18 protein-coding genes are annotated in these 17,616 nt (G+C 72.3%); 6 read left to right on the top strand and 12 right to left on the bottom strand.

The window, feature by feature from the left end:
* Complete coding sequence (locus M8C13_RS28665; protein ID WP_252483833.1) at positions 1-1,488, top strand: CoA-acylating methylmalonate-semialdehyde dehydrogenase; 1,488 nt, start codon at positions 1-3, stop codon at positions 1,486-1,488.
* A 52-nt stretch (positions 1,489-1,540) separates the two neighbouring features.
* On the opposite strand, the gene M8C13_RS28660 is transcribed toward M8C13_RS28665, so the two are convergent.
* From M8C13_RS28660 to M8C13_RS28640, 5 genes are all read right to left on the bottom strand, one after another.
* On the bottom strand, positions 1,541-2,047 hold the full coding sequence (locus tag M8C13_RS28660; protein WP_252483832.1) for a hypothetical protein: 507 nt from the start codon (positions 2,045-2,047) through the stop codon (positions 1,541-1,543).
* Positions 2,044-2,544 carry a SigE family RNA polymerase sigma factor gene (locus tag M8C13_RS28655; protein ID WP_252483831.1) on the bottom strand — a complete coding sequence of 167 codons (501 nt, stop codon included), beginning with the start codon at positions 2,542-2,544 and terminating at the stop codon, positions 2,044-2,046. The genes M8C13_RS28660 and M8C13_RS28655 overlap by 4 nt, the downstream gene beginning before the upstream one ends.
* A 92-nt stretch (positions 2,545-2,636) precedes the next feature.
* A complete protein-coding gene (locus M8C13_RS28650; protein WP_252483830.1) occupies positions 2,637-4,172 on the bottom strand; it encodes a tripartite tricarboxylate transporter permease in 1,536 nt (511 codons plus the stop codon).
* A 1-nt stretch (position 4,173) separates the two neighbouring features.
* Positions 4,174-4,695 (bottom strand): tripartite tricarboxylate transporter TctB family protein, encoded by a 522-nt coding sequence (locus tag M8C13_RS28645; protein WP_252483829.1) that lies wholly within the window; start codon positions 4,693-4,695, stop codon positions 4,174-4,176.
* A complete protein-coding gene (locus tag M8C13_RS28640; protein WP_252483828.1) occupies positions 4,692-5,678 on the bottom strand; it encodes a tripartite tricarboxylate transporter substrate binding protein in 987 nt (328 codons plus the stop codon). The genes M8C13_RS28645 and M8C13_RS28640 overlap by 4 nt, the downstream gene beginning before the upstream one ends.
* 132 nt (positions 5,679-5,810) lie before the next feature.
* Between M8C13_RS28640 and M8C13_RS28635 the strand changes: the two genes are divergently transcribed.
* Both M8C13_RS28635 and M8C13_RS28630 read left to right on the top strand, forming a co-directional pair.
* Entirely contained in the window at positions 5,811-7,418 is a 1,608-nt protein-coding gene (locus tag M8C13_RS28635) for an ATP-binding protein (protein ID WP_252483851.1), read from the top strand.
* A complete protein-coding gene (locus M8C13_RS28630; protein ID WP_252483827.1) occupies positions 7,415-8,092 on the top strand; it encodes a response regulator in 678 nt (225 codons plus the stop codon). The genes M8C13_RS28635 and M8C13_RS28630 overlap by 4 nt, the downstream gene beginning before the upstream one ends.
* Here M8C13_RS28630 and M8C13_RS28625 read toward each other — a convergent pair.
* From M8C13_RS28625 to purF, 3 genes are all read right to left on the bottom strand, one after another.
* Positions 8,074-8,799, bottom strand: coding sequence for a hypothetical protein (locus M8C13_RS28625; RefSeq protein WP_252483826.1), 726 nt, complete (start codon positions 8,797-8,799; stop codon positions 8,074-8,076). The two genes, M8C13_RS28630 and M8C13_RS28625, sit on opposite strands and share 19 nt — an antisense overlap.
* A 97-nt stretch (positions 8,800-8,896) precedes the next feature.
* Positions 8,897-9,985: a phosphoribosylformylglycinamidine cyclo-ligase gene (purM, locus tag M8C13_RS28620; RefSeq protein ID WP_252483825.1), complete on the bottom strand. Its 1,089-nt coding sequence runs from the start codon at positions 9,983-9,985 to the stop codon at positions 8,897-8,899.
* Positions 9,986-10,025: 40 nt separating this feature from the next.
* Entirely contained in the window at positions 10,026-11,543 is a 1,518-nt protein-coding gene (purF, locus tag M8C13_RS28615) for an amidophosphoribosyltransferase (protein ID WP_252483824.1), read from the bottom strand.
* A 168-nt stretch (positions 11,544-11,711) separates the two neighbouring features.
* On the opposite strand from purF, the gene M8C13_RS28610 reads away from it, so the two are divergent.
* On the top strand, positions 11,712-12,311 hold the full coding sequence (locus tag M8C13_RS28610) for a VanZ family protein (RefSeq protein ID WP_252483823.1): 600 nt from the start codon (positions 11,712-11,714) through the stop codon (positions 12,309-12,311).
* Here M8C13_RS28610 and M8C13_RS28605 read toward each other — a convergent pair.
* The 3 genes from M8C13_RS28605 to M8C13_RS28595 form a co-directional block, all read right to left on the bottom strand.
* Positions 12,278-12,772, bottom strand: coding sequence for a hypothetical protein (locus M8C13_RS28605; RefSeq protein WP_252483822.1), 495 nt, complete (start codon positions 12,770-12,772; stop codon positions 12,278-12,280). The genes M8C13_RS28610 and M8C13_RS28605 overlap by 34 nt on opposite strands.
* 70 nt (positions 12,773-12,842) lie before the next feature.
* Positions 12,843-14,123, bottom strand: coding sequence for an MFS transporter (locus M8C13_RS28600; protein WP_252483821.1), 1,281 nt, complete (start codon positions 14,121-14,123; stop codon positions 12,843-12,845).
* Positions 14,124-14,167: 44 nt separating this feature from the next.
* Positions 14,168-14,908 (bottom strand): maleylpyruvate isomerase N-terminal domain-containing protein, encoded by a 741-nt coding sequence (locus M8C13_RS28595; RefSeq protein ID WP_252483820.1) that lies wholly within the window; start codon positions 14,906-14,908, stop codon positions 14,168-14,170.
* Between the two features lie 68 nt (positions 14,909-14,976).
* Between M8C13_RS28595 and M8C13_RS28590 the strand changes: the two genes are divergently transcribed.
* Together M8C13_RS28590 and M8C13_RS45560 are read left to right on the top strand one after the other, a co-directional pair.
* A complete protein-coding gene (locus M8C13_RS28590; protein WP_252483819.1) occupies positions 14,977-15,288 on the top strand; it encodes a hypothetical protein in 312 nt (103 codons plus the stop codon).
* Positions 15,285-17,141: an alpha/beta hydrolase gene (locus M8C13_RS45560; protein WP_252483818.1), complete on the top strand. Its 1,857-nt coding sequence runs from the start codon at positions 15,285-15,287 to the stop codon at positions 17,139-17,141. Before M8C13_RS28590 ends, M8C13_RS45560 begins: the two co-directional genes overlap by 4 nt.
* Before the next feature lie 94 nt (positions 17,142-17,235).
* On the opposite strand, the gene M8C13_RS28580 is transcribed toward M8C13_RS45560, so the two are convergent.
* Positions 17,236-17,616 (bottom strand): sterol carrier family protein, encoded by a 381-nt coding sequence (locus M8C13_RS28580; RefSeq protein ID WP_252483817.1) that lies wholly within the window; start codon positions 17,614-17,616, stop codon positions 17,236-17,238.

Here is a 17,616-nt window from a genome sequence, read left to right as displayed (position 1 = left end):
ATGTCCCAGCTCGTCCCGCACTGGATCGACGGCGCCCGCGCTGAGGGCGTCTCCGGCCGCCGAGGCGAGGTGTTCGACCCGGCCACCGGTCAGGTCGCGCGCGAGGTCGTGCTGGCCGATCAGTCCGATGTGGACACCGCGGTGGCCTCGGCGGTCAAGGCGGCCGCGCAGTGGGGCGAGTCCTCGCTGGCCCAGCGGTCCAGGGTGCTGTTCGGCTTCCGCGAGCTGGTGCACCGGCACCGGGACGAGCTGGCCGCGATCATCACCGCCGAGCACGGCAAGGTGCTCGCCGACGCCGCCGGTGAGGTGCAGCGCGGGCTGGAGGTGGCCGAGTTCGCCTGCGGCATCCCGCAGCTGCTCAAGGGCGAGCACTCCGAGCAGGTCAGCCGGGGGGTGGACGCCTACTCGACCCGGCACCCGCTGGGCGTGGTCGCGGGCATCACGCCGTTCAACTTCCCGGTGATGGTGCCGATGTGGATGTTCCCGATGGCGGTGGCCTGCGGCAACGCCTTCGTGCTCAAGCCCTCCGAGCGGGACCCGTCCGCGGCGGTGCGGCTGGCCGAGCTGTTCACCGAGGCCGGGCTGCCCGACGGCGTGCTGAACGTGCTGCAGGGCGACGCCACCGCGGTGAACGCGCTGCTGGACCACAAAGACGTGGCGGCGGTGTCCTTCGTCGGCTCCACGCCGATCGCCCGGCACGTGTACTCGCGCGGCACGGCCAGCGGCAAGCGGGTGCAGGCGCTGGGCGGGGCGAAGAACCACATGGTGGTACTGCCGGACGCGGACCTGGACGTGGCCGCGGACGCCGCGATCAACGCCGGGTTCGGCTCGGCCGGTGAGCGGTGCATGGCGATCTCGGTGGTGGTCGCGGTCGGTGACGTGGGCGACCGGTTGGTGCCCGCGATCGCCGAGCGGATGGCCGGGCTCGTGACCGGACCTGGCACGGACCCGAGGTCGCAGATGGGGCCGTTGGTCACCGGGGTGCACCGGGATCGAGTCAAGTCCTATGTGGACAGTGGTGTGGCGCAGGGCGCGGAGCTGGTGGTGGACGGGCGCGGCTTCGCGCCGGCGGGTCACGAGGGCGGTTTCTGGCTGGCGCCAACGCTGTTCGACCAGGTCGGCACGGAGATGTCGATCTACACCGACGAGATCTTCGGACCGGTGCTGTGCGTGGTGCGGGTGCCCACCTTCGAGGCGGCGGTGGAACTGGTCAACGCCAACCCCTACGGCAACGGCACCGCGGTGTTCACCGCGGACGGCCTGGCCGCGCGGGAGTACCAGCGACGGGTGCAGGTCGGCATGGTCGGCATCAACGTGCCGATCCCGGTGCCGATGGCGTACTACAGCTTCGGTGGCTGGAAGGACTCGCTCTTCGGCGACACGCACGTGCACGGTGCGGACGGGGTGAAGTTCTACACCCGGCTCAAGGCGGTCACCGCGCGGTGGCCGCGGGAGTCCGGGATCGACCTGGGCTTTCCGACCGGTTGAGGCTCGGGTCGGCCTGTTTCCCCTTGCGCGCCAGGGGAAACAGGTCAGTGCCTCACTTGCCGGGCTTGAGCTTCTTGCAGTATTCGAGCTTGTCGGAGTACGAGAGCAGCTTCGGTTCCTTCGGCCCCGACGGCGGCACGATGTCCGCACCGGGCGTCAGTGGCCCCGGCCTGCCCGGCCACACCGTGGGGCACTCCTCGGGGAAGCAGTTGGCCGGAAGCATCGACCGCCCGCCCGGCAGCGCCACCGGCTCGCTGCCATCCGCGGTTCGCCGGCACACCACCATCCCCTCGGGCGCGGCCTTCTCGACCACCTGGCTTGCGGGCGGCACGCGGTCCTCGTTGAAGCCGCCGGCGATCGCGGTGGTGCCGAGGCCCGCCACCATCACCCCCGCGATCGCGCCGGTGACCATCAGCGTCCGGCTGCGGCGCAGGCTCCGCTTGGCCGTGGCCAGCACGGCCTGTGTATCGATCTTCATCGACGGTTCCTCTCCTAGTGCCCTGGCCAGCAGTTCGCGGGCCTCGGCGCGGTCCAGATCGGACAGTTCGTGGTGGCTCATCGCCCTTCCTCCAGCACGAGATAGCCGGATAACGACTTTCGGAGTGCGGCCAGCCCTTTGGCCGACTGACTCTTCACGGTCCCCTCGGTGCACCCGAGAAGACGAGCCACCTCCTGGACCGGGAGGTCCTCCCAGAACCGCAGCACCACCACCGCGCGCTGGCGTTTCGGCAGGGCGGCCAGCGCCCTGCGCACGTCAACCGCGACCTCGGCGCCCGTCTGGGCAGTGGGCAGGTCCGGCGGTTCCGCGGTGGACTTCTCCCGCCGCCAGAACCGCCGGGACTCGTCGATCGCGGTGCGCACCAGCACCTGCCGCGCGTACGGCTCGATGGCACCGTGCGCCTCAAGCCTGCGCCACGCCTTGTACAGCTTGATCAGCGTGCTCTGCACCAGGTCCTCGGCGCGGTGCCAGTCACCGCACAGCAGGAACGCGGTGCGGCGCAGTCCGGCACCTCGGGTGCGGACGAACTCGACGAACTCGGCGTTGTGATCCGCCAAGGTGACCTCCTCCCGGTCCACTCTCCAGTACGAGGTGGACCGGGAGGAAGGTTGCCTCGATCGGCGCGACTGTGTCTCTCTTCGGGGAGGGACTAGACGCCGATCGACTCGCGATCAGGCTGTTCCCGCTGGTCGTGGGAGGAGCGACGGCGCCTGCGCAGCAGCGCGCCCACCAGCGGAGCGAACAGGATCGCGGCCACCACCAGGTAGACGGTGATGGAGAAGGGGGTGTTGACCAGCCCGGTGACGTCGCCGTCGCTGAGCTGGAGGGCCCGGCGCATCTGCAGTTCGGCGGCCGGGCCGAGGATGACGCCGAGCACCGCGGGCAGCACCGGCAGGCCGTAGCGGCGCATGGCGAAGCCGAGCAGGCCGATGATGAACAGCACCACCAGGTCCAGCACGTCGCCGCTGACCGCGTAGGCGCCGACGCTGGCGAAGAACAGGATGCCCGCGTACAGGTACGGCCGCGGGATCCGGAGCAGCTTGGCCCAGACCGGGGCCAGCGGCAGGTTCAGGATCAACAGCAGCACGCTGCCCACGAACAGGCTCGCGATCAGCGCCCAGACCAGCGTGGACTCCCGCTGGAACAGCAGCGGGCCCGGCTGGATGCCGTACTGCTGGAAGGCGGCCAGCATCACGGCCGCGGTGGCCGTGGTGGGCAGGCCGAGGGTGAGCATCGAGGTCAGCGTGCCCGCGGCGGAGGCGCTCGCGGTGGACTCCGGACCGGCCACGCCCTCGATCGCGCCCTTGCCCCACTCCGACTTGTGCTTGGACAGCCGCTTCTCCGCCGCGTAGGACAGGAAGGTGGGGATCTCCGCGCCACCGGCCGGGATCGCGCCGAACGGGAAGCCGATCAGCGGCCCGCGCAGCCACGGCTTCCAGGACCGGCGCAGGTCCGCCTTGCCCAGCCAGGGCCGTCCGACCGGGATCGGCTGGGCCGGCTTGCTGCGCAGGTGCGCGGCCACCCACAGCGACTCGCCGATGGCGAACAGGCCGACCGCGACCACCACCACCTCGATGCCGTCGTTGAGGTGGAGCAGCCCGAAGGTGAGCCGCTGCTGGCCGGTCATCTGGTCCAGCCCGACCAGGCCGATGGACAGCCCGATCAGCAGCGAGGCGAAGCCGCGGATCCGGGACTTGCCCAGGATCGAGGTGACCGCGATGAAGGCCAGCACCATCACCGCGAAGTAGTCCGGCGCGCCGATGTCCACCGCCAGGCTGGCCACGATCGGCGCGAGCAGCACCAGCAGCACGGTGCCGGCGATGCCGCCGACGAAGTGGCCGATCGCCGCGGCGGCCAGCGCCTGCGAGCCACGACCGTTGCGCGCCATCGGGTTTCCCTCGATCGCGGTCACCACGGCCGCGGTCTCCCCCGGCGTGTTGAGCAGGATCGAGGTGGTGGAGCCGCCGTACATGCCGCCGTAGTAGATGCCGGCGAACATGATGAACGCGCCGATCGGGTCCAGGCCGTAGGTGATCGGCAGCAGCAGCGCCACCGCCATCGCCGGGCCGATGCCGGGCAGCACGCCGATGGCGGTGCCCAGCAGCACGCCGATCACCGCGTACAGCAGGTTCATCGGGGTCAGCGCGGTGCCGAAGCCCTCGATCAGATGTGCCAGCGCGTCCATGTCAGAGCACCCCAGTCAGCGGGCCGCCCGGCAGCGAGACGCCGAGCAGGGTGTTGAACACCAGGTAGGTCAGGATGGACAGACCGGCCGCGACCAGCGGGTCGCGCACGAAGTTCCGGCTGCCGAGCGCGTAGGCCGCGCCCCAGAACAGCACCATCCCGGACAGCGGGAAGCCGACCAGGTTGATCAGCACCACGTTGGCCAGGAAGGCCGCCGCCAGCTGCGCCACCACCCGCCAGTCCGCGGGCGCGTCCAGGTCGACGTCCTCACCGGCCTCGGCCTCGCCCCGCCCGCCCCGCAGCACGTCCCTGGCCAGCAGCGCGGCCACCAGGATCAGGCCGCCGCCGACCAGGTAGGGCACCAGCTCGGGGCCGACCGGGCCGCGCTGGGCGAAGTTGGCCGGGATGCGGATCGCGTCGGCCACCACCAGCACGCCGAGGGCGAGCAGCAGCAGGCAGATGCCGAGCTCGGAGCGCTCCTTCAGCCAGGCCAGCGCCGGGCGGGCCTTCGTCTGCTCACTCATGCCAGTCCCAGCTCCTTCAGCACGTCGGCCACCCGCTTGCTCTCCGCGGCCAGGAACTCGCCGAACTTCTCACCGGGGGAGAAGGCGTCGGTCCAGCCGTTGCGCCGGACCGCCTCCTGCCACTGCGGCGAGTCGTGCAGCTTCTGGAACAGCTCCACCAGCCGCGCACGCTCCACATCGGAGAGTCCGGGCGGGGCCACGATGCCGCGCCAGTTGGTGAAGTTCACCGGCACCCCGGCCTCGGTCAGCGTGGGCGCGTCGATGTCCTTGACCCGGTTCGCGCTGGTCACCGCCAGCACCCGCAGCTCACCGGCCTTGATCTGGTCCACGTACTCGCTGATGCCGGACACGCCGAAGTGGATCTTGCCGCCGAGCACCGAGGCGAGCAGCTCACCGCCGCCGTCGTAGGGGATGTAGCTGACCCGCTTGGGTTCCAGGCCGACCGCCTTGGCCATCAGCATCGGGGCCAGGTGGTCGGGGCCGCCGGGGTTGGAGCCGCCGCCGACGGTGACCGCGCCGGGGTTGGCCTTCCAGGCGGCGACCAGGTCGGCCAGGGTGCGGTACGGCGAGTCCTTGCCGACCACCACGATGTCCGGTTCCTCGGTGAGCTTGGCGATCGGCGTGGTCTCGGCCAGCGAGCTGGGCGCCTTGTTGGTGAACACGCTGCCCACCACGCCCAGGCCCATGGACATCACCAGCCGCTGGTTGCCCGCCTCGGCCACGGTCCGGCCGAGACCGACCGTGCCACCGGCACCGGGCAGGTTGAACACCTCGACGTTGCGGGTCAGCTCGACCTCGTCCATCGCCTTGGCCGCGGTGCGCGCGGTCACGTCGTAGCCGCCGCCCGGCGCGTTCGGCACCAGGATGCGCAACCCGCGCATCGGACCGGTGGTCTCGGCGCCGGCGCCGGAGGTGAACAGTGGCGGCACGACCAGCGTCGCGACCACCGCGGCCAGCACCGCCAGCCAGTTCTGGATCCGCATCGATCCTCGTCTCCTCGTCTCGCCGTGAGCTAAGCCATAGTGACCACTTACGCTGAAAACCGTGTTCTTGCGTCCGCAGCGTTCGTTGTGGTCGTTGTGTTCACGCGATGGGGGCACGAGGAGGTGCTGGACGTGGGTGTGCGTGGGTCGCTGGCGCGGCAGCTCTTCGTGCTGCAGTTCCTCATCGTGCTGGCGCTGCTGGGCGCGGTGACCACGCTCTCGCTGGGCCAGACCACCGCGAACTTCCGGGAGGACCAGGGCCGCCGGATGCTGATGCTGGCCGAGCAGCTGGCCGCCACCGGCGCGGTGCAGGACGCGCTGGGCGACCCCCGGCGCTACTACCGGCTGGCCACCCCCGCCGAGACCGCGCGCAGCCTGAACGGGAACAGCTCGATCGCCATCGCCACCCCTGACCTGCGGATTCGCACCGCCACCGATCCGAGGCTGGTGGGCACGACGCTGACCGTCGGCCGGCCGGAGGTGGCCAGGGGCCGCAGCTGGGAGGGCGTGCTCGGCGAGGAGGTGGTGGCCCAGGTGCCGGTGCTCTCCAGCGCCGAGGGCATGGAGGGCCGGGTGATCGGCGTGGTCAGCGCCGGGCAGCGGGAGCCGGGGCTGTGGGCCTCGCTGGTCAGCTCGCCCCGCGACCTGCTGATCCACCTGGGCCTGGGCACCGGCATCGGGGTGCTCGGCTCGCTGCTGGCCGCCTGGTGGGTGAAGCGGCAGACGCTGGGGCTGGAGCCGAGGGAGATCACCGGGCTGGTCGAGCACCGGGAGGCGATGCTGCACGGCATCCGGGAGGGCGTGGTCGGCCTGGACCAGCAGCACCGGATCACCCTGATGAACACCTCGGCCCGCGAACTGCTCGCGCTGGACGATCCGGTGGGCGCGCAGGTGGACGAGCTGGAGGTGAACGAGCGGCTGCGGGACGTGCTGACCGGGCGGGCCAGTGGGGAGAACCAGGTGGTGCTGCGCAGCGGGCGGGTGCTGGTGATGAACCGGATGCCGATCGTCATGCACGGCCAGCCGATCGGCGCTGTGGTGACCCTGCGGGACCGGACCGAACTCGTTGCGCTGCAACAGGAGCTGGACGTCAACCGGCACACCACGGACACCCTGCGGGCACAGGCGCACGAGTTCCGCAACGAGCTGCACACCATCGCCGGGCTGATCGAGCTGGGCGAGTACGACGAGGTGGTCCGCTATGTCACGCGGGCGAACCGGGCGCACGAGGAGTGGAGCTCGGCGGTGACCGCGCGGATCGCCGACCCGGCGCTGGCCGCGCTGCTGATCGCCAAGGCCAGCCTGGCCGCGGAGCGCGCGGTGGGCATCCGGCTCTCTGATGAGTCCACTGTGGACAGAGTGGATGACGCGCTGTCCCAGGACCTGGTGACGGTGGTGGGCAACCTGGTGGACAACGCGCTGGACGCGCTGCCGGCCGGCGCGGGGCAGTGGATCGAGGTGCACATCGTCGGCTCGACGGAAGAGGTGCTGGTGCGGGTGCGGGACTCCGGGCCGGGCATCGCGCCCGAGCTGGCCGAGGAGGTCTTCGAGCACGGGTTCACCACCAAGGTGGCCACCCAGGGCGGGCAGCGCGGCATCGGGCTGGCGCTGACCAGGCAGGTGTGCGTGCGCCGGGGCGGTTCGGTCTCGGTGCGCAACGAGGGCGGCGCGGTGTTCACCGCCCGGCTGGGCCGAGTGCCGGCCGCGGTCGGCGCCCGCCCGCCGGAGGTGGCCGAGTGATCAGGGTGCTGGTGGTCGACGACGACTTCATGGTGGCCAAGGTGCACAGCGGCTACGTCGCGCGCACCCCCGGCTTCGAGGTGGTCGGGGTGGCGCACACCGCGGCCGAGGCCATCCGCTCGGTGCGCGAGCTGCGGCCGGACCTGGTGCTGCTGGACATCTACCTGCCCGACGCCGACGGCGTGCACGTGCTGCGCGAGCTGCGCGCGGGGGCCGCTGGCGAGGCGGCCGGGGACACCGACGTGATCGTGGTGACCGCGGCCAGGGACGTGGAGACGGTGCGCGCGGCGGTGCGCGGCGGGGTGCTGCACTACCTGATCAAGCCGTTCGAGTACGCGGCCCTGCGCGACCAGCTGGCGCACTTCGCCGAGGTCCGCCAGCGGCTGACCGGCGCGGTGGACCAGGCCGTGGTGGACCAGGTCTTCGGCGCCAGGCCGACCGCGGCCCCGACCATGCCCAAGGGCCTGACCCCGCAGACCGCGAAGCTGGTGGAGGAGGTGCTGCGGGCGGCCGACGGCGATGTCTCGGCCACCGAGTGCGCGACCGGGACCAACCTGTCCAGGGTCAGCGCCCGGCGCTACCTGGAGCACTTCGTCAGCGCGGGCCGGGCCGAGGTGCGGCTGCGCTACGGCAGCACCGGCCGCCCGGAACGGCGCTACCGCTGGGTCAACTGACCGAGCATGGCCAGGTTCGTGGTCAGCTCGGCGATCTCCGCGCCGGAGAGGATCGGCCAGGCCGGGCTGTCCGTGACCACCGCGCTGACCTGCCCGCCGCGCTTGTCGATCACCAGCACCTCGCGTTCGGCCACCGCCGCGTCGGCCTTCCTCGGCCAGGAGAACCTGGTGAACTCCGGCGGCCGCAGCGTCTCCGCCCGGCAGCCGTCGGCGGTGTCACAGCTGATCGGGTGCCCGGTCGGCGGCCGCACCACGATCACCAGCGAGCCGCTGCGGCCCTGCGAGTCGGTGATCTTGACCCCCATCCGGATGATGTCGCCGACCACCTGGAACGCCCCGGGCGTGCCCTGGCTGTCGGAGACCGCGGTGTAGCCCTTGGGCAGCCATTGCAGCTTGCCCAGCAGACCGGTGTAGAACTCGGCGTCGCGCACGGTCATCGGCGGGAACAGCGGGGCCGGGCTGGTGGACACCGAGGACGGCGGCGTGGTGATCGCGGCGGGTTCGGCCTCCGGCGCCGGCAGCAGCGCGACCGTGCCGGTGCCGAGCAGCGCGAGCACCCCGGTCAGCACCAGCGCGACCCCGAACCGTCGCCTGCGCACCACCCTGCGCCCGTCCCGGACGACATCCGCACAGCTCACGGTAGGCGGCGGCGCCTCGGCGGCCAGCACCGACCGCAACTCACTCGCGCGTAGCTCACCGCTGGGCAACCCCGACCTCCTTCCGCACTCACCGCTACTACGGCACAGCGGTGCGGAAGGTTGTCAGAGTTACCTGGTCGAGTGACGAAGGCTGCTGTGAACTCCCCTAAAAACGGGGGTGGTCGCCGCGCAGGATCGCGCGGTCCTCGGGCTTCTCGCCGGGTTCGGTGCTCTTGCGGACCTCGCCGAGCACCCAGGCCGGCACGTGCCGGGCGGTGAGCACGGCCAGGGCGCGGTCGACCTCCTCGGGCGCGACCACGGCGACCATGCCGACGCCCATGTTGAAGGTCTTCTCCATCTCCGGCTTCTCCACCCGGCCGCGCTGGGCGATCAGCGCGAACACCGGCGCCGGGGTCCAGGAGCCGCGGTCCAGCTCGGCGATCAGGCCCTTGGGGATGACCCGGCCCAGGTTGCCGGCCAGGCCGCCGCCGGTGACGTGCGCGAAGGTGCGCACATCGGCCTCGGCGGCCAGCGCGAGGCAGTCCTTGGCGTAGATCCGGGTCGGTTCCAGCATCTCCTCGCCGAGGGTGCGGCCGAACTCCTCGACGTGGCCCTCCAGCGGCATCCGGCCGATCTCCAGCAGCACGTGCCTGGCCAGCGAGTAGCCGTTGGAGTGCAGGCCGGAGGAGCCCATGCCGATCAGCACGTCACCCGGCCGGACCCGCTCGGGGCCGAGCAGCTTGTCCGCCTCGACCACGCCGACGCCGGTGGCGGACATGTCGTAGTGGCCCGGGTCCATCAGGCCGGGGTGCTCGGCGGTCTCCCCGCCCAGCAGCGCGCAGCCGGCCTGCGCGCAGCCCTCGGCGATGCCCTTGACCAGCGCGGCGATCCGCTCCGGCACCACCTTGCCGACCGCGATGTAGTCCTGCAGGAACAGCGGTTCCGCGCCGCAGACCACCAGGTCGTCCACCACCATGGCGACCAGGTCGATGCCCACGGTGTCGTGCTTGTCCAGGGCCTGGGCCACCGCGAGCTTGGTGCCGACGCCGTCGGTGGAGGAGGCCAGCACCGGCTCCTGCCAGCGGTCCAGCTTGAGCTTGAACAGGCCGGCGAACCCGCCGATGCCGCCGAGCACCTCGGGCCGGGTGGCCTTCGCCGCCCACGGCTTGAGCTGCTCCACAGCTTCGTCACCTGCGGCGATGTCCACTCCAGCGGCCGCGTAAGTGGCCTTCCCGCTTTCGGCGTGCGCGGTCACGGTCTGTCCAGCTCCATCCGATGAAAGGTCTCTAGCGAGTTCAGGGACGACGCAAGGCGTCTTCGGCACCGTACCCGCTGGGCAGCACCGGCTCCGCCGGACCGGCCACACCCTTCTCGATGTTCTCCAGCAGGTGCTTGCCGATCATGAGGTCGTCCGGCAGCGCGATCGGGTACTCACCGTCGAAGCAGGCCGAGCAGAGCCGGGTCTTGGGCTGCTCGGTGGCCGCGACCAGCGACTCCAGCGAGACGTAGCCGAGGGAGTCGGCGCCGATGGAGCGGCGCACGCCGTCCAGGTCCAGGCCGTTGGCGATCAGCTCGGCGCGGGAGGCGAAGTCGATGCCGTAGAAGCAGGGCCAGCGCACCGGCGGCGAGGCGATCCGCACGTGCACCTCGACCGCGCCGGCCTCGCGCAGCATCCGGACCAGCGCGCGCTGGGTGTTGCCGCGCACGATCGAGTCGTCCACCACGACCAGCCGCTTGCCGCGGATGACATCGCGCAGCGGGTTCAGCTTGAGCCGGATGCCCAGCTGGCGGATGGTCTGCGAGGGCTGGATGAAGGTGCGGCCGACGTAGGCGTTCTTGACCAGGCCGGAGCCGTAGGGAATGCCGCTGGCCTGGGCGTAGCCGATGGCGGCCGGGGTGCCGGACTCCGGCACCGGGATGACCAGGTCGGCCTCCACCGGGTGCTCGGCGGCCAGCTTGCGGCCGATCTCCACCCTGGCCGCGTGCACGCCGCGGCCGGCGATGGAGGTGTCCGGGCGGGCCAGGTAGACGTACTCGAACACGCAGCCCTTGGGCTCCGGGTTGGCGAAACGGGAGGAGCGCAGGCCGTTCTCGTCGATGGCGATCAGCTCGCCGGGCTCGACCTCGCGCACGAAGGAGGCGCCGGTGATGTCCAGCGCGGAGGTCTCGCTGGCGACCACCCAGCCGCGCTCCAGCCTGCCGAGCACCAGCGGGTGCACGCCCTGCGGGTCACGGGCCGCGTAGAGAGTGGACTCGTCCGAGAAGACCAGGCAGAACGCGCCGCGCAGGGTCGGCAGCAGCTCCAACGCGGCCTGCTCGAAGCCGGTGTCCGCGGCGGCCGAGGCGAGCAGCCCGCAGACCAGGTCGGAGTCGGTGGTGGCGCCCGCGGTGGCCACCCCGGCCTCCTTGGCCCGGCTCAGCAGCTCGGCGGTGTTCACCAGGTTGCCGTTGTGGCCGAGGGCCAGCGGGCTGCCGGCAGCCGTGTTGCGGAAGGTCGGCTGGGCGTTCTCCCAGGTGGTGGAGCCGGTGGTGGAGTAGCGGCAGTGCCCGACCGCGACGTGGCCGCGCAGCGAGGACAGCACCTGCTCGTCGAAGACCTGGCTGACCAGCCCGAGGTCCTTGAACACCACCACCTGGTGGCCGTCACCGACGGAGATGCCCGCCGCTTCCTGGCCCCGGTGCTGGAGGGCGTACAAGCCGTAGAAGGTGAGCTTGGCCACCTCCTCGCCGGGAGCCCAGACACCGAATACACCGCACTCTTCACGAGGGGTGTCGTCGTGGCCGCGATCGGTCTGGCTGGGGTCGATGACCACCGAGAACTCCCTCGGGACGGGATCAGACTCGTCCCTAGTGTAAGTGCCTCGGAGTAGTGCTCCTGACCCTTCTGGCCGGTGACGAGGCTCTCGTTCGGGCCAACTCCGGCCCCCCTCCGCGCGTCTGCTGAACAAAAGCGGAACCCAAAGAGGCGGAGGTGGGTGCCAGTGCTGGCAGCGCTCAGCGGCAGGCTGGACCGGGATCTGAACCTGGCCGAGCGGTTGTTCTCCCGGCCGGAGGTGCTGGCCTACGCGGTCGGCGCGGGGCTGGTGCTCGGCCTGATCGGGCTGGTGCTGGGCCGGTTGTTCGGCTGGCGGGCGCTGTTCACCGGGCTTTCCTTCGGCTCGCTCGGCGGCGTGCTCGCGGTGACCTTGGTGCGCCTGGGCAGGCAGGGCAGCACCGCGGACTCGCTGGGGCAGGCCTGGGCGCAGTGCATCCAGAACGAGTTCTCGCTGGCCGGGTCCTGGCAGCGGCTGAACTTCGTGCTGCTGATGCCGTTCGCCTTCTTCGGCGCGCTCGCGGTGCGCCGGTTCCTGCCGGTGGCGCTGCTCAGCGTGGCGCTGGCGGTGGGCATCGAGCTGTACCAGGGGATGACCGGGCTGGGCGCCTGCGAGACCCAGGACATGATCAACAACGGGCTGGGCGGCGCGCTGGCCGCGGCGCTGGGCTGGGTGCTGTCGGGTCGGCGGGGTGGCGGCAGGCTCCGGAACGCCACCCCGCCGGGCTCAGCGGGTCAGCAGGCGACCTTGATGTCCACCGTGCGCTGATGGTCGATCTGCCGGGACCACTTTCCGGCCAGGCCCATCATCTCGACCTTGTAGTAAAGCTCGACTTTGTAGACACCGGCGGCGCACTTGAATGATTTCCCGGTCGCCTCGACCTCGGCGCCGACGGACTCCATGGTGGACATGTCGGCATTCGACTTGGCGGCATCCGGCGCGGTCAGGCTGTAACGGGCCTCGGCGGTACGGCATTTCGACGGCGGTTTGCCCCAGAACCACCCGCCGTAGCTCCACTCGCAGCTGCCCTTGACCACCACCTTGATCTCGCCCTGGGCGGCCGGACTCAGGCAGATCTTGTGCTTGTACCCGGCGTCGGCGTTGCGGTCGGAGAACTCCTCGCTACAGGACTCCGCGGCGGCCGGGGCCGCGTGCGAAACGCTGCCGAAAAGCAGCAGGGCGATGGCGGAAACGAGGACAAGGACAACCGGGCGGCGATAACCGATCATGCCTTCAATACTGCATATGCTGCCCTGAACAGGCGATAACCGAAACGGGGGTGCCGAATCGGGTGAATGGTTACCGTCTGACGGTTTCCGGCAGTCCGAGCAGGCAGAGCAGGCTGATCAACCCGGCCACCGACATGTAGGTGGCGACCAGCCAGGAGCCGCCGCCTGCCGCGGTGACCAGGGTGTTGGCGATCAGCGGGGACAGGCCGCCGCCGAGCACCGCGCCGATCTGGTAGCCGAAGCCGACGCCGGTGTAGCGCAGCTCCGGGCCGAACAGCTCGGCGAAGTAGGCCAGCATCGGTCCGAAGATGGCCGCGGAGCCGCCGAAGGCGAGCATGATGCCCAGCACCGCGAGCGCCGGGCTGGCCGAGTCGACCAGCGCGAACAGCGGGAAGCCCCACAGCGTGCAGAAGATCGCGCCCGCGATCAGCACCGGCTTGCGGCCGATCCGGTCGGTGAGGTGGCAGAAGAAGAGGATGCCGACCGCCTGCACCACGCTGCCCGCCATCGTGCCGTAGAGCAGCGTGGACCGGTTCAGGCCGACCACCTGGCTGCCGTAGGAGAGCAGGAAGGCGACCACGATGAAGATGAACGCGTTGAAGCCCAGGTTGACGCCCGCGGTGAGCAGCACCAGCCGCTTGTGCTCGCGCAGCACGGTGACCAGCGGCGCGCGCTCGGTGCGCTTGGCCGTGGCGACCCGCTCGAACTCCGGCGTCTCGGCGATGTTGCGCCGGGCGTACAGGCCGACCAGCACCACCGTGATGCCGGCCAGGAACGGGATCCGCCAGCCCCAGTCGTAGAGCTCGGCGTCGGGCAGCAGCAGGACCAGCGCGAACGCGCCGTTGGCCAGGAAGGAGCCCAGCGGCGAGCCGATGGTGACCAGGCTGCCGTACAGGCCGCGCCTGCCCTCCGGCGCGTGCTCGACCGCGAGCAGGGTGGCGCCGGCGGCCTCGCCGCCGACGGAGAGCCCGTGCACCATCCGCAGCGCCAGCAACAGCAGCGGCGCGGCCAGCCCGACCGCGGCGTAGGTGGGCAGCAGGCCCATCAGCGCGGTGGACACGCCCATCAGGGACAGGCTGATCACCAGCATCCGGCGGCGGCCGATCCGGTCACCGAAGTGACCGAAGATGATCGAGCCGATCGGCCGCAGCAGGAAGCCGACCGCGAAGGTGGAGAAGGCCAGCAGGGTGCCCGTCCACGGCTCGCTCTGCGGGAAGAACAACCGGCCGAACACCAGCGCGGAGGCGGTGCCGTAGATCAGGAAGTCGTAGAGCTCCAGCGAGCTGCCCACGCCGGAAGCGACGGCCAGCCTGCCGAAGGAAGGCCGTTCCCGCTGCGCTGTGTCCGCCATGCCGAGCACTCTGCCGGAGCGCTCGGGTCGCGAACAAGACGGAATCAGCGGGGTTGCACGCCGGTGAGCAAGGTCGGGTCCCCTTCGGCCCCCGGCAGCTCGGTGCGGCCCCACAGGCCGAGGTGGAGCGCGGTGGCCCGGCCGGTGGTGCTGGCCCTGGCGGCAGGCAGGTCGGCGGGGTCGCGGACCACCTCGGGGGCCTCGCCCGGTTGCAGCCAGACCAGCCAGCGCTCCGGGCCGTCGGCGCAGGTGACCAGCACCGCGCCGGTGGCGGCCGGACTGGCCGCGGCGGTGTAGCGGCTGGCCAGCAGGGTGCCCAGCACCTCGTCGATACCGTCCACGGCCAGCGCGCGGTCGGTGGGCACCAGGGTGCGCAGCGCGGCCTGGGCGTCCCAGCGGCGCAGGTTCAGCTCGTGCGCGACCCTGCGGTGCCAGAACCAGGCCAGGCTGGGCGCCGCCGGGCTGAATGTCCACAGTGGACGGTTGGCCGGGCAGGCGGCGAGCAGCCGCAGGCAGTCGGCCAGCTCCCGGTCGAACCAGGCCAGCGGATCGCCGACGGGGTCCGGTCCGGGCACCGGGCGGGCCCGTTCGATGCCGCCGGTGCGCAGCTGGCCGCCGACCACCTGGAGGAAGCGGGCGGTGTGCAGCACCAGCTCGCGGAACCGCCAGCCGGGGCAGGAGGGCACCGGCAGCTCGGGGTCGGCGGCCGCGGCGGCCAGCCGGAACGCGGCCGCCTGCTCGGTCGCGACGGCCAGCCACCAGGGGGTGTCCTGCGGTCCTGCCATCTCGTCTCCAGGGGAACCGGGGTCGGGTGTCTGCCGTCACAGACGTGCCGAGGAGTGCTGGAGGTTCCATGACCGAGGACATCCGGGTCGAACCGGACCTGCTGCGCGGGGCCGCGCGCGAGTTCTACGCCGGCGCCGACGCCGCCGCCGACGGCGCGGTCCTGCTGGACTGCCTGCGGCTGGACCCGGCCCTGCTCGGCGAGGTGGACGGCGCTGCCGAGTTCGCCGCCGCGCTGGCCCGCTTCGGCGCGGCGCACGGCGAGGACCTGCGTCAGGGCTCGGCCTGGTTCGCCGACGCGGCGCAGGCGCTGACCAGCAACGCCGATGGCTACGCCGAGGGCGAGACCGAGGCGAGGCGGCTGCTCGGCGGTTCCCGGTGACCGATCCGGAGGCGCTGTACCAGCGGATGACCAGCGGCGAGCCCACCCGCCTCACCGAGGCGGCGGACCCGCTGACCGGCGCGGTCAGCGCGGTGGAGCGGGCAGGCGAGTCGGTGCGGCACAGCCGCCGGGCAGCGGGATCGTGGTCAGGCGACGCGGGCGCGGCCTTCACCGAGCGGGCCGGGCTGAGCGGCACGGCCGCGGCGGCCGCGGCGGGCCGGATGCGCTCGGCGGTGGCCATCGTGCACTCCGCCGCGCGGGCCCAGCGGACCATGCGCGCCGGGGCGGAGCGGGCGATCGGCGTGTGGCGCGGGCGACCGGCCGGGGCTTCGCCTGAGGTGGAGCGGGAGCTGGCCGCGACCGTGGTGCGCGCGCTGGAGACGGTGCGCGCGCCCTACACCGAGGTGCTGCGCTCGCTGGCGGGCGCGCTGGACCGGCTGGCGCCGGGTTTCCGCACGGTGGCCGGGCACACCCAGGAGTGGCAGGCGCTGCCCGCGCACGGCCTCGCGGTGCCGCCGGTGGGCTCGGACCCCCGGCAGGTGGCCGCCTGGTGGGCCGGACTGTCCACTGTGGAGCGAGAACGGCTGCTGCTCACCCACTACGACCAGCTCGGCCGGTTACGGGGGTTGCCCGCGCCGGTGCTGGACGCGGCGAACCGGCGGCGGATCACCGAGGACGGCGTGCGATTCCGGGGCGCGCTGACCGAGGCCGACCGCCGGCTCGCCGCACGTGCCCGCGAGCTGGGCCTGGACCCCGCGGACACGGAGAACCTGCGCAACGCCAACGATCCCGCGCTGTCCCGGCTGCTGGACGAGCGGGCCGAGGCCCAGCGCCAGGTGCGCAACACCGAACTGGCCGCGGCCCGGCTCACCGAGGCCGAACGGCTGGCCGCCGAACGCGGTCTCCGGCACGACGAGGTGCTGGTCATGGCCTGGGAGCCGGACGGCCCACGCGGCCAGGGCGGACTCGCGGTCGCCTTCGGAAACCCGGACAAGGCAACGGATGTGGCCGTCTGCGTGCCCGGCACCGGCTCCGGACTCGGCGGGTTCAGCCTCGCCCAGGCGGCGAACCTGCGGGTGCAGATGGACGCGGCCAGCCCCGGCGGCAACGCGACCATCCAGTGGCTGGGCTACGACGCGCCGGACGCGATCACCAACGCCCAGGTGAGCAGGCCGGACCAGGCGATCGAGGGCGGCGCGCGGCTGGTCGCGGACGTGGACGGCTACCGCGCGGCGGCCGAGCAGCGGCAGCACCTCACCGTGGTCGGGCACAGCTACGGCAGCACGGTGGCCGGGTACGCCGGAATGCAGGGACTGGCCGCGGACGAGCTGGCCTTCGTCGGCTCCCCCGGCGTCGGCGCGGGCAGCGCGGCCGAGCTGCCCGGCCGGGTGTGGGCCGGGATGACCGAGCACGACCCGGTGGTGCGGGCCACCGACGGCAGCTGGTTCACCGCCGACGGCGGCAACCACGGTCCCTACGACGACCGCTTCGGCGCGCGTGGCTTCGGCGCGGCGGAGGACGCCGGGATGCGGGACGCGCACTCGGCCTACTTCGACCAGGGCTCGGAGTCGCTGCGCAACCTGGGCCACATCGCCACCGGCCAGCCGCAGCTGGTGACCGGGGCCGGCGAGCGGCTCGGCGGTGAGCTGGGCGAGGCGAGCGGGGACCTGTGGGACGGCGGCGGACGGGCCATCGGCAGCGCCCTGGCCGGGGACTGGGACGGGGCGCGGGACGCGGCGGCGGACACCGGACGGGAGCTGCTGAACGATCTCGGGGATGCGGCGGCGACCGGGGCGGGGCGGCTGGTGGAGTCGGGGCGGGACTTGTTCGCAGGGCTGGGGCGGTTGTTCTGAAGCGGGGGCGGGACCTGTCGCCGGGCCGGGGCAGCTGTTCTGAGGCGGGGCGGGTCCTGTCCGCGGGGCTGGGGCGGCTGTTCCGGACGGCGGGCTAGACGCGCAGCAGCGGCAGCCAGTCCGCGATCTCCTCCGCGCGGTTGCCGGAGGCGGTCAGGCTGCCCGCGTCCAGCGCCGCGGCCCAGTCGCGCCGGCCCAGCGCGAGCTCCAGCCAGGTCCGGGGGTCGGTCTCCACCACGTTCGGCGGGGTGCCCCTGGTGTGCCTCGGCCCGGCCACGCACTGCACCGCGGCGAACGGCGGCACCCGCAGCTCCACGCTGCGGCCCGGCGCCAGCCCTTCCAGGGTGCGCAAACTCAGCCGGACCGCGGCCGCCAGGGCGGCGCGATCGGGCTGGTCACCGCCGTCCAGCCAGGGCAGGACCTCGGTCACCGCGGCGCGCAGTTCATGCGGGTCAACGGCTCTGCGTAGAGGCAC

It is taken from the genome of Crossiella sp. SN42, from assembly GCF_023897065.1.
GTDB lineage: Bacteria > Actinomycetota > Actinomycetes > Mycobacteriales > Pseudonocardiaceae > Crossiella.
This window is presented reverse-complemented; position numbering and strand designations above follow the sequence as displayed.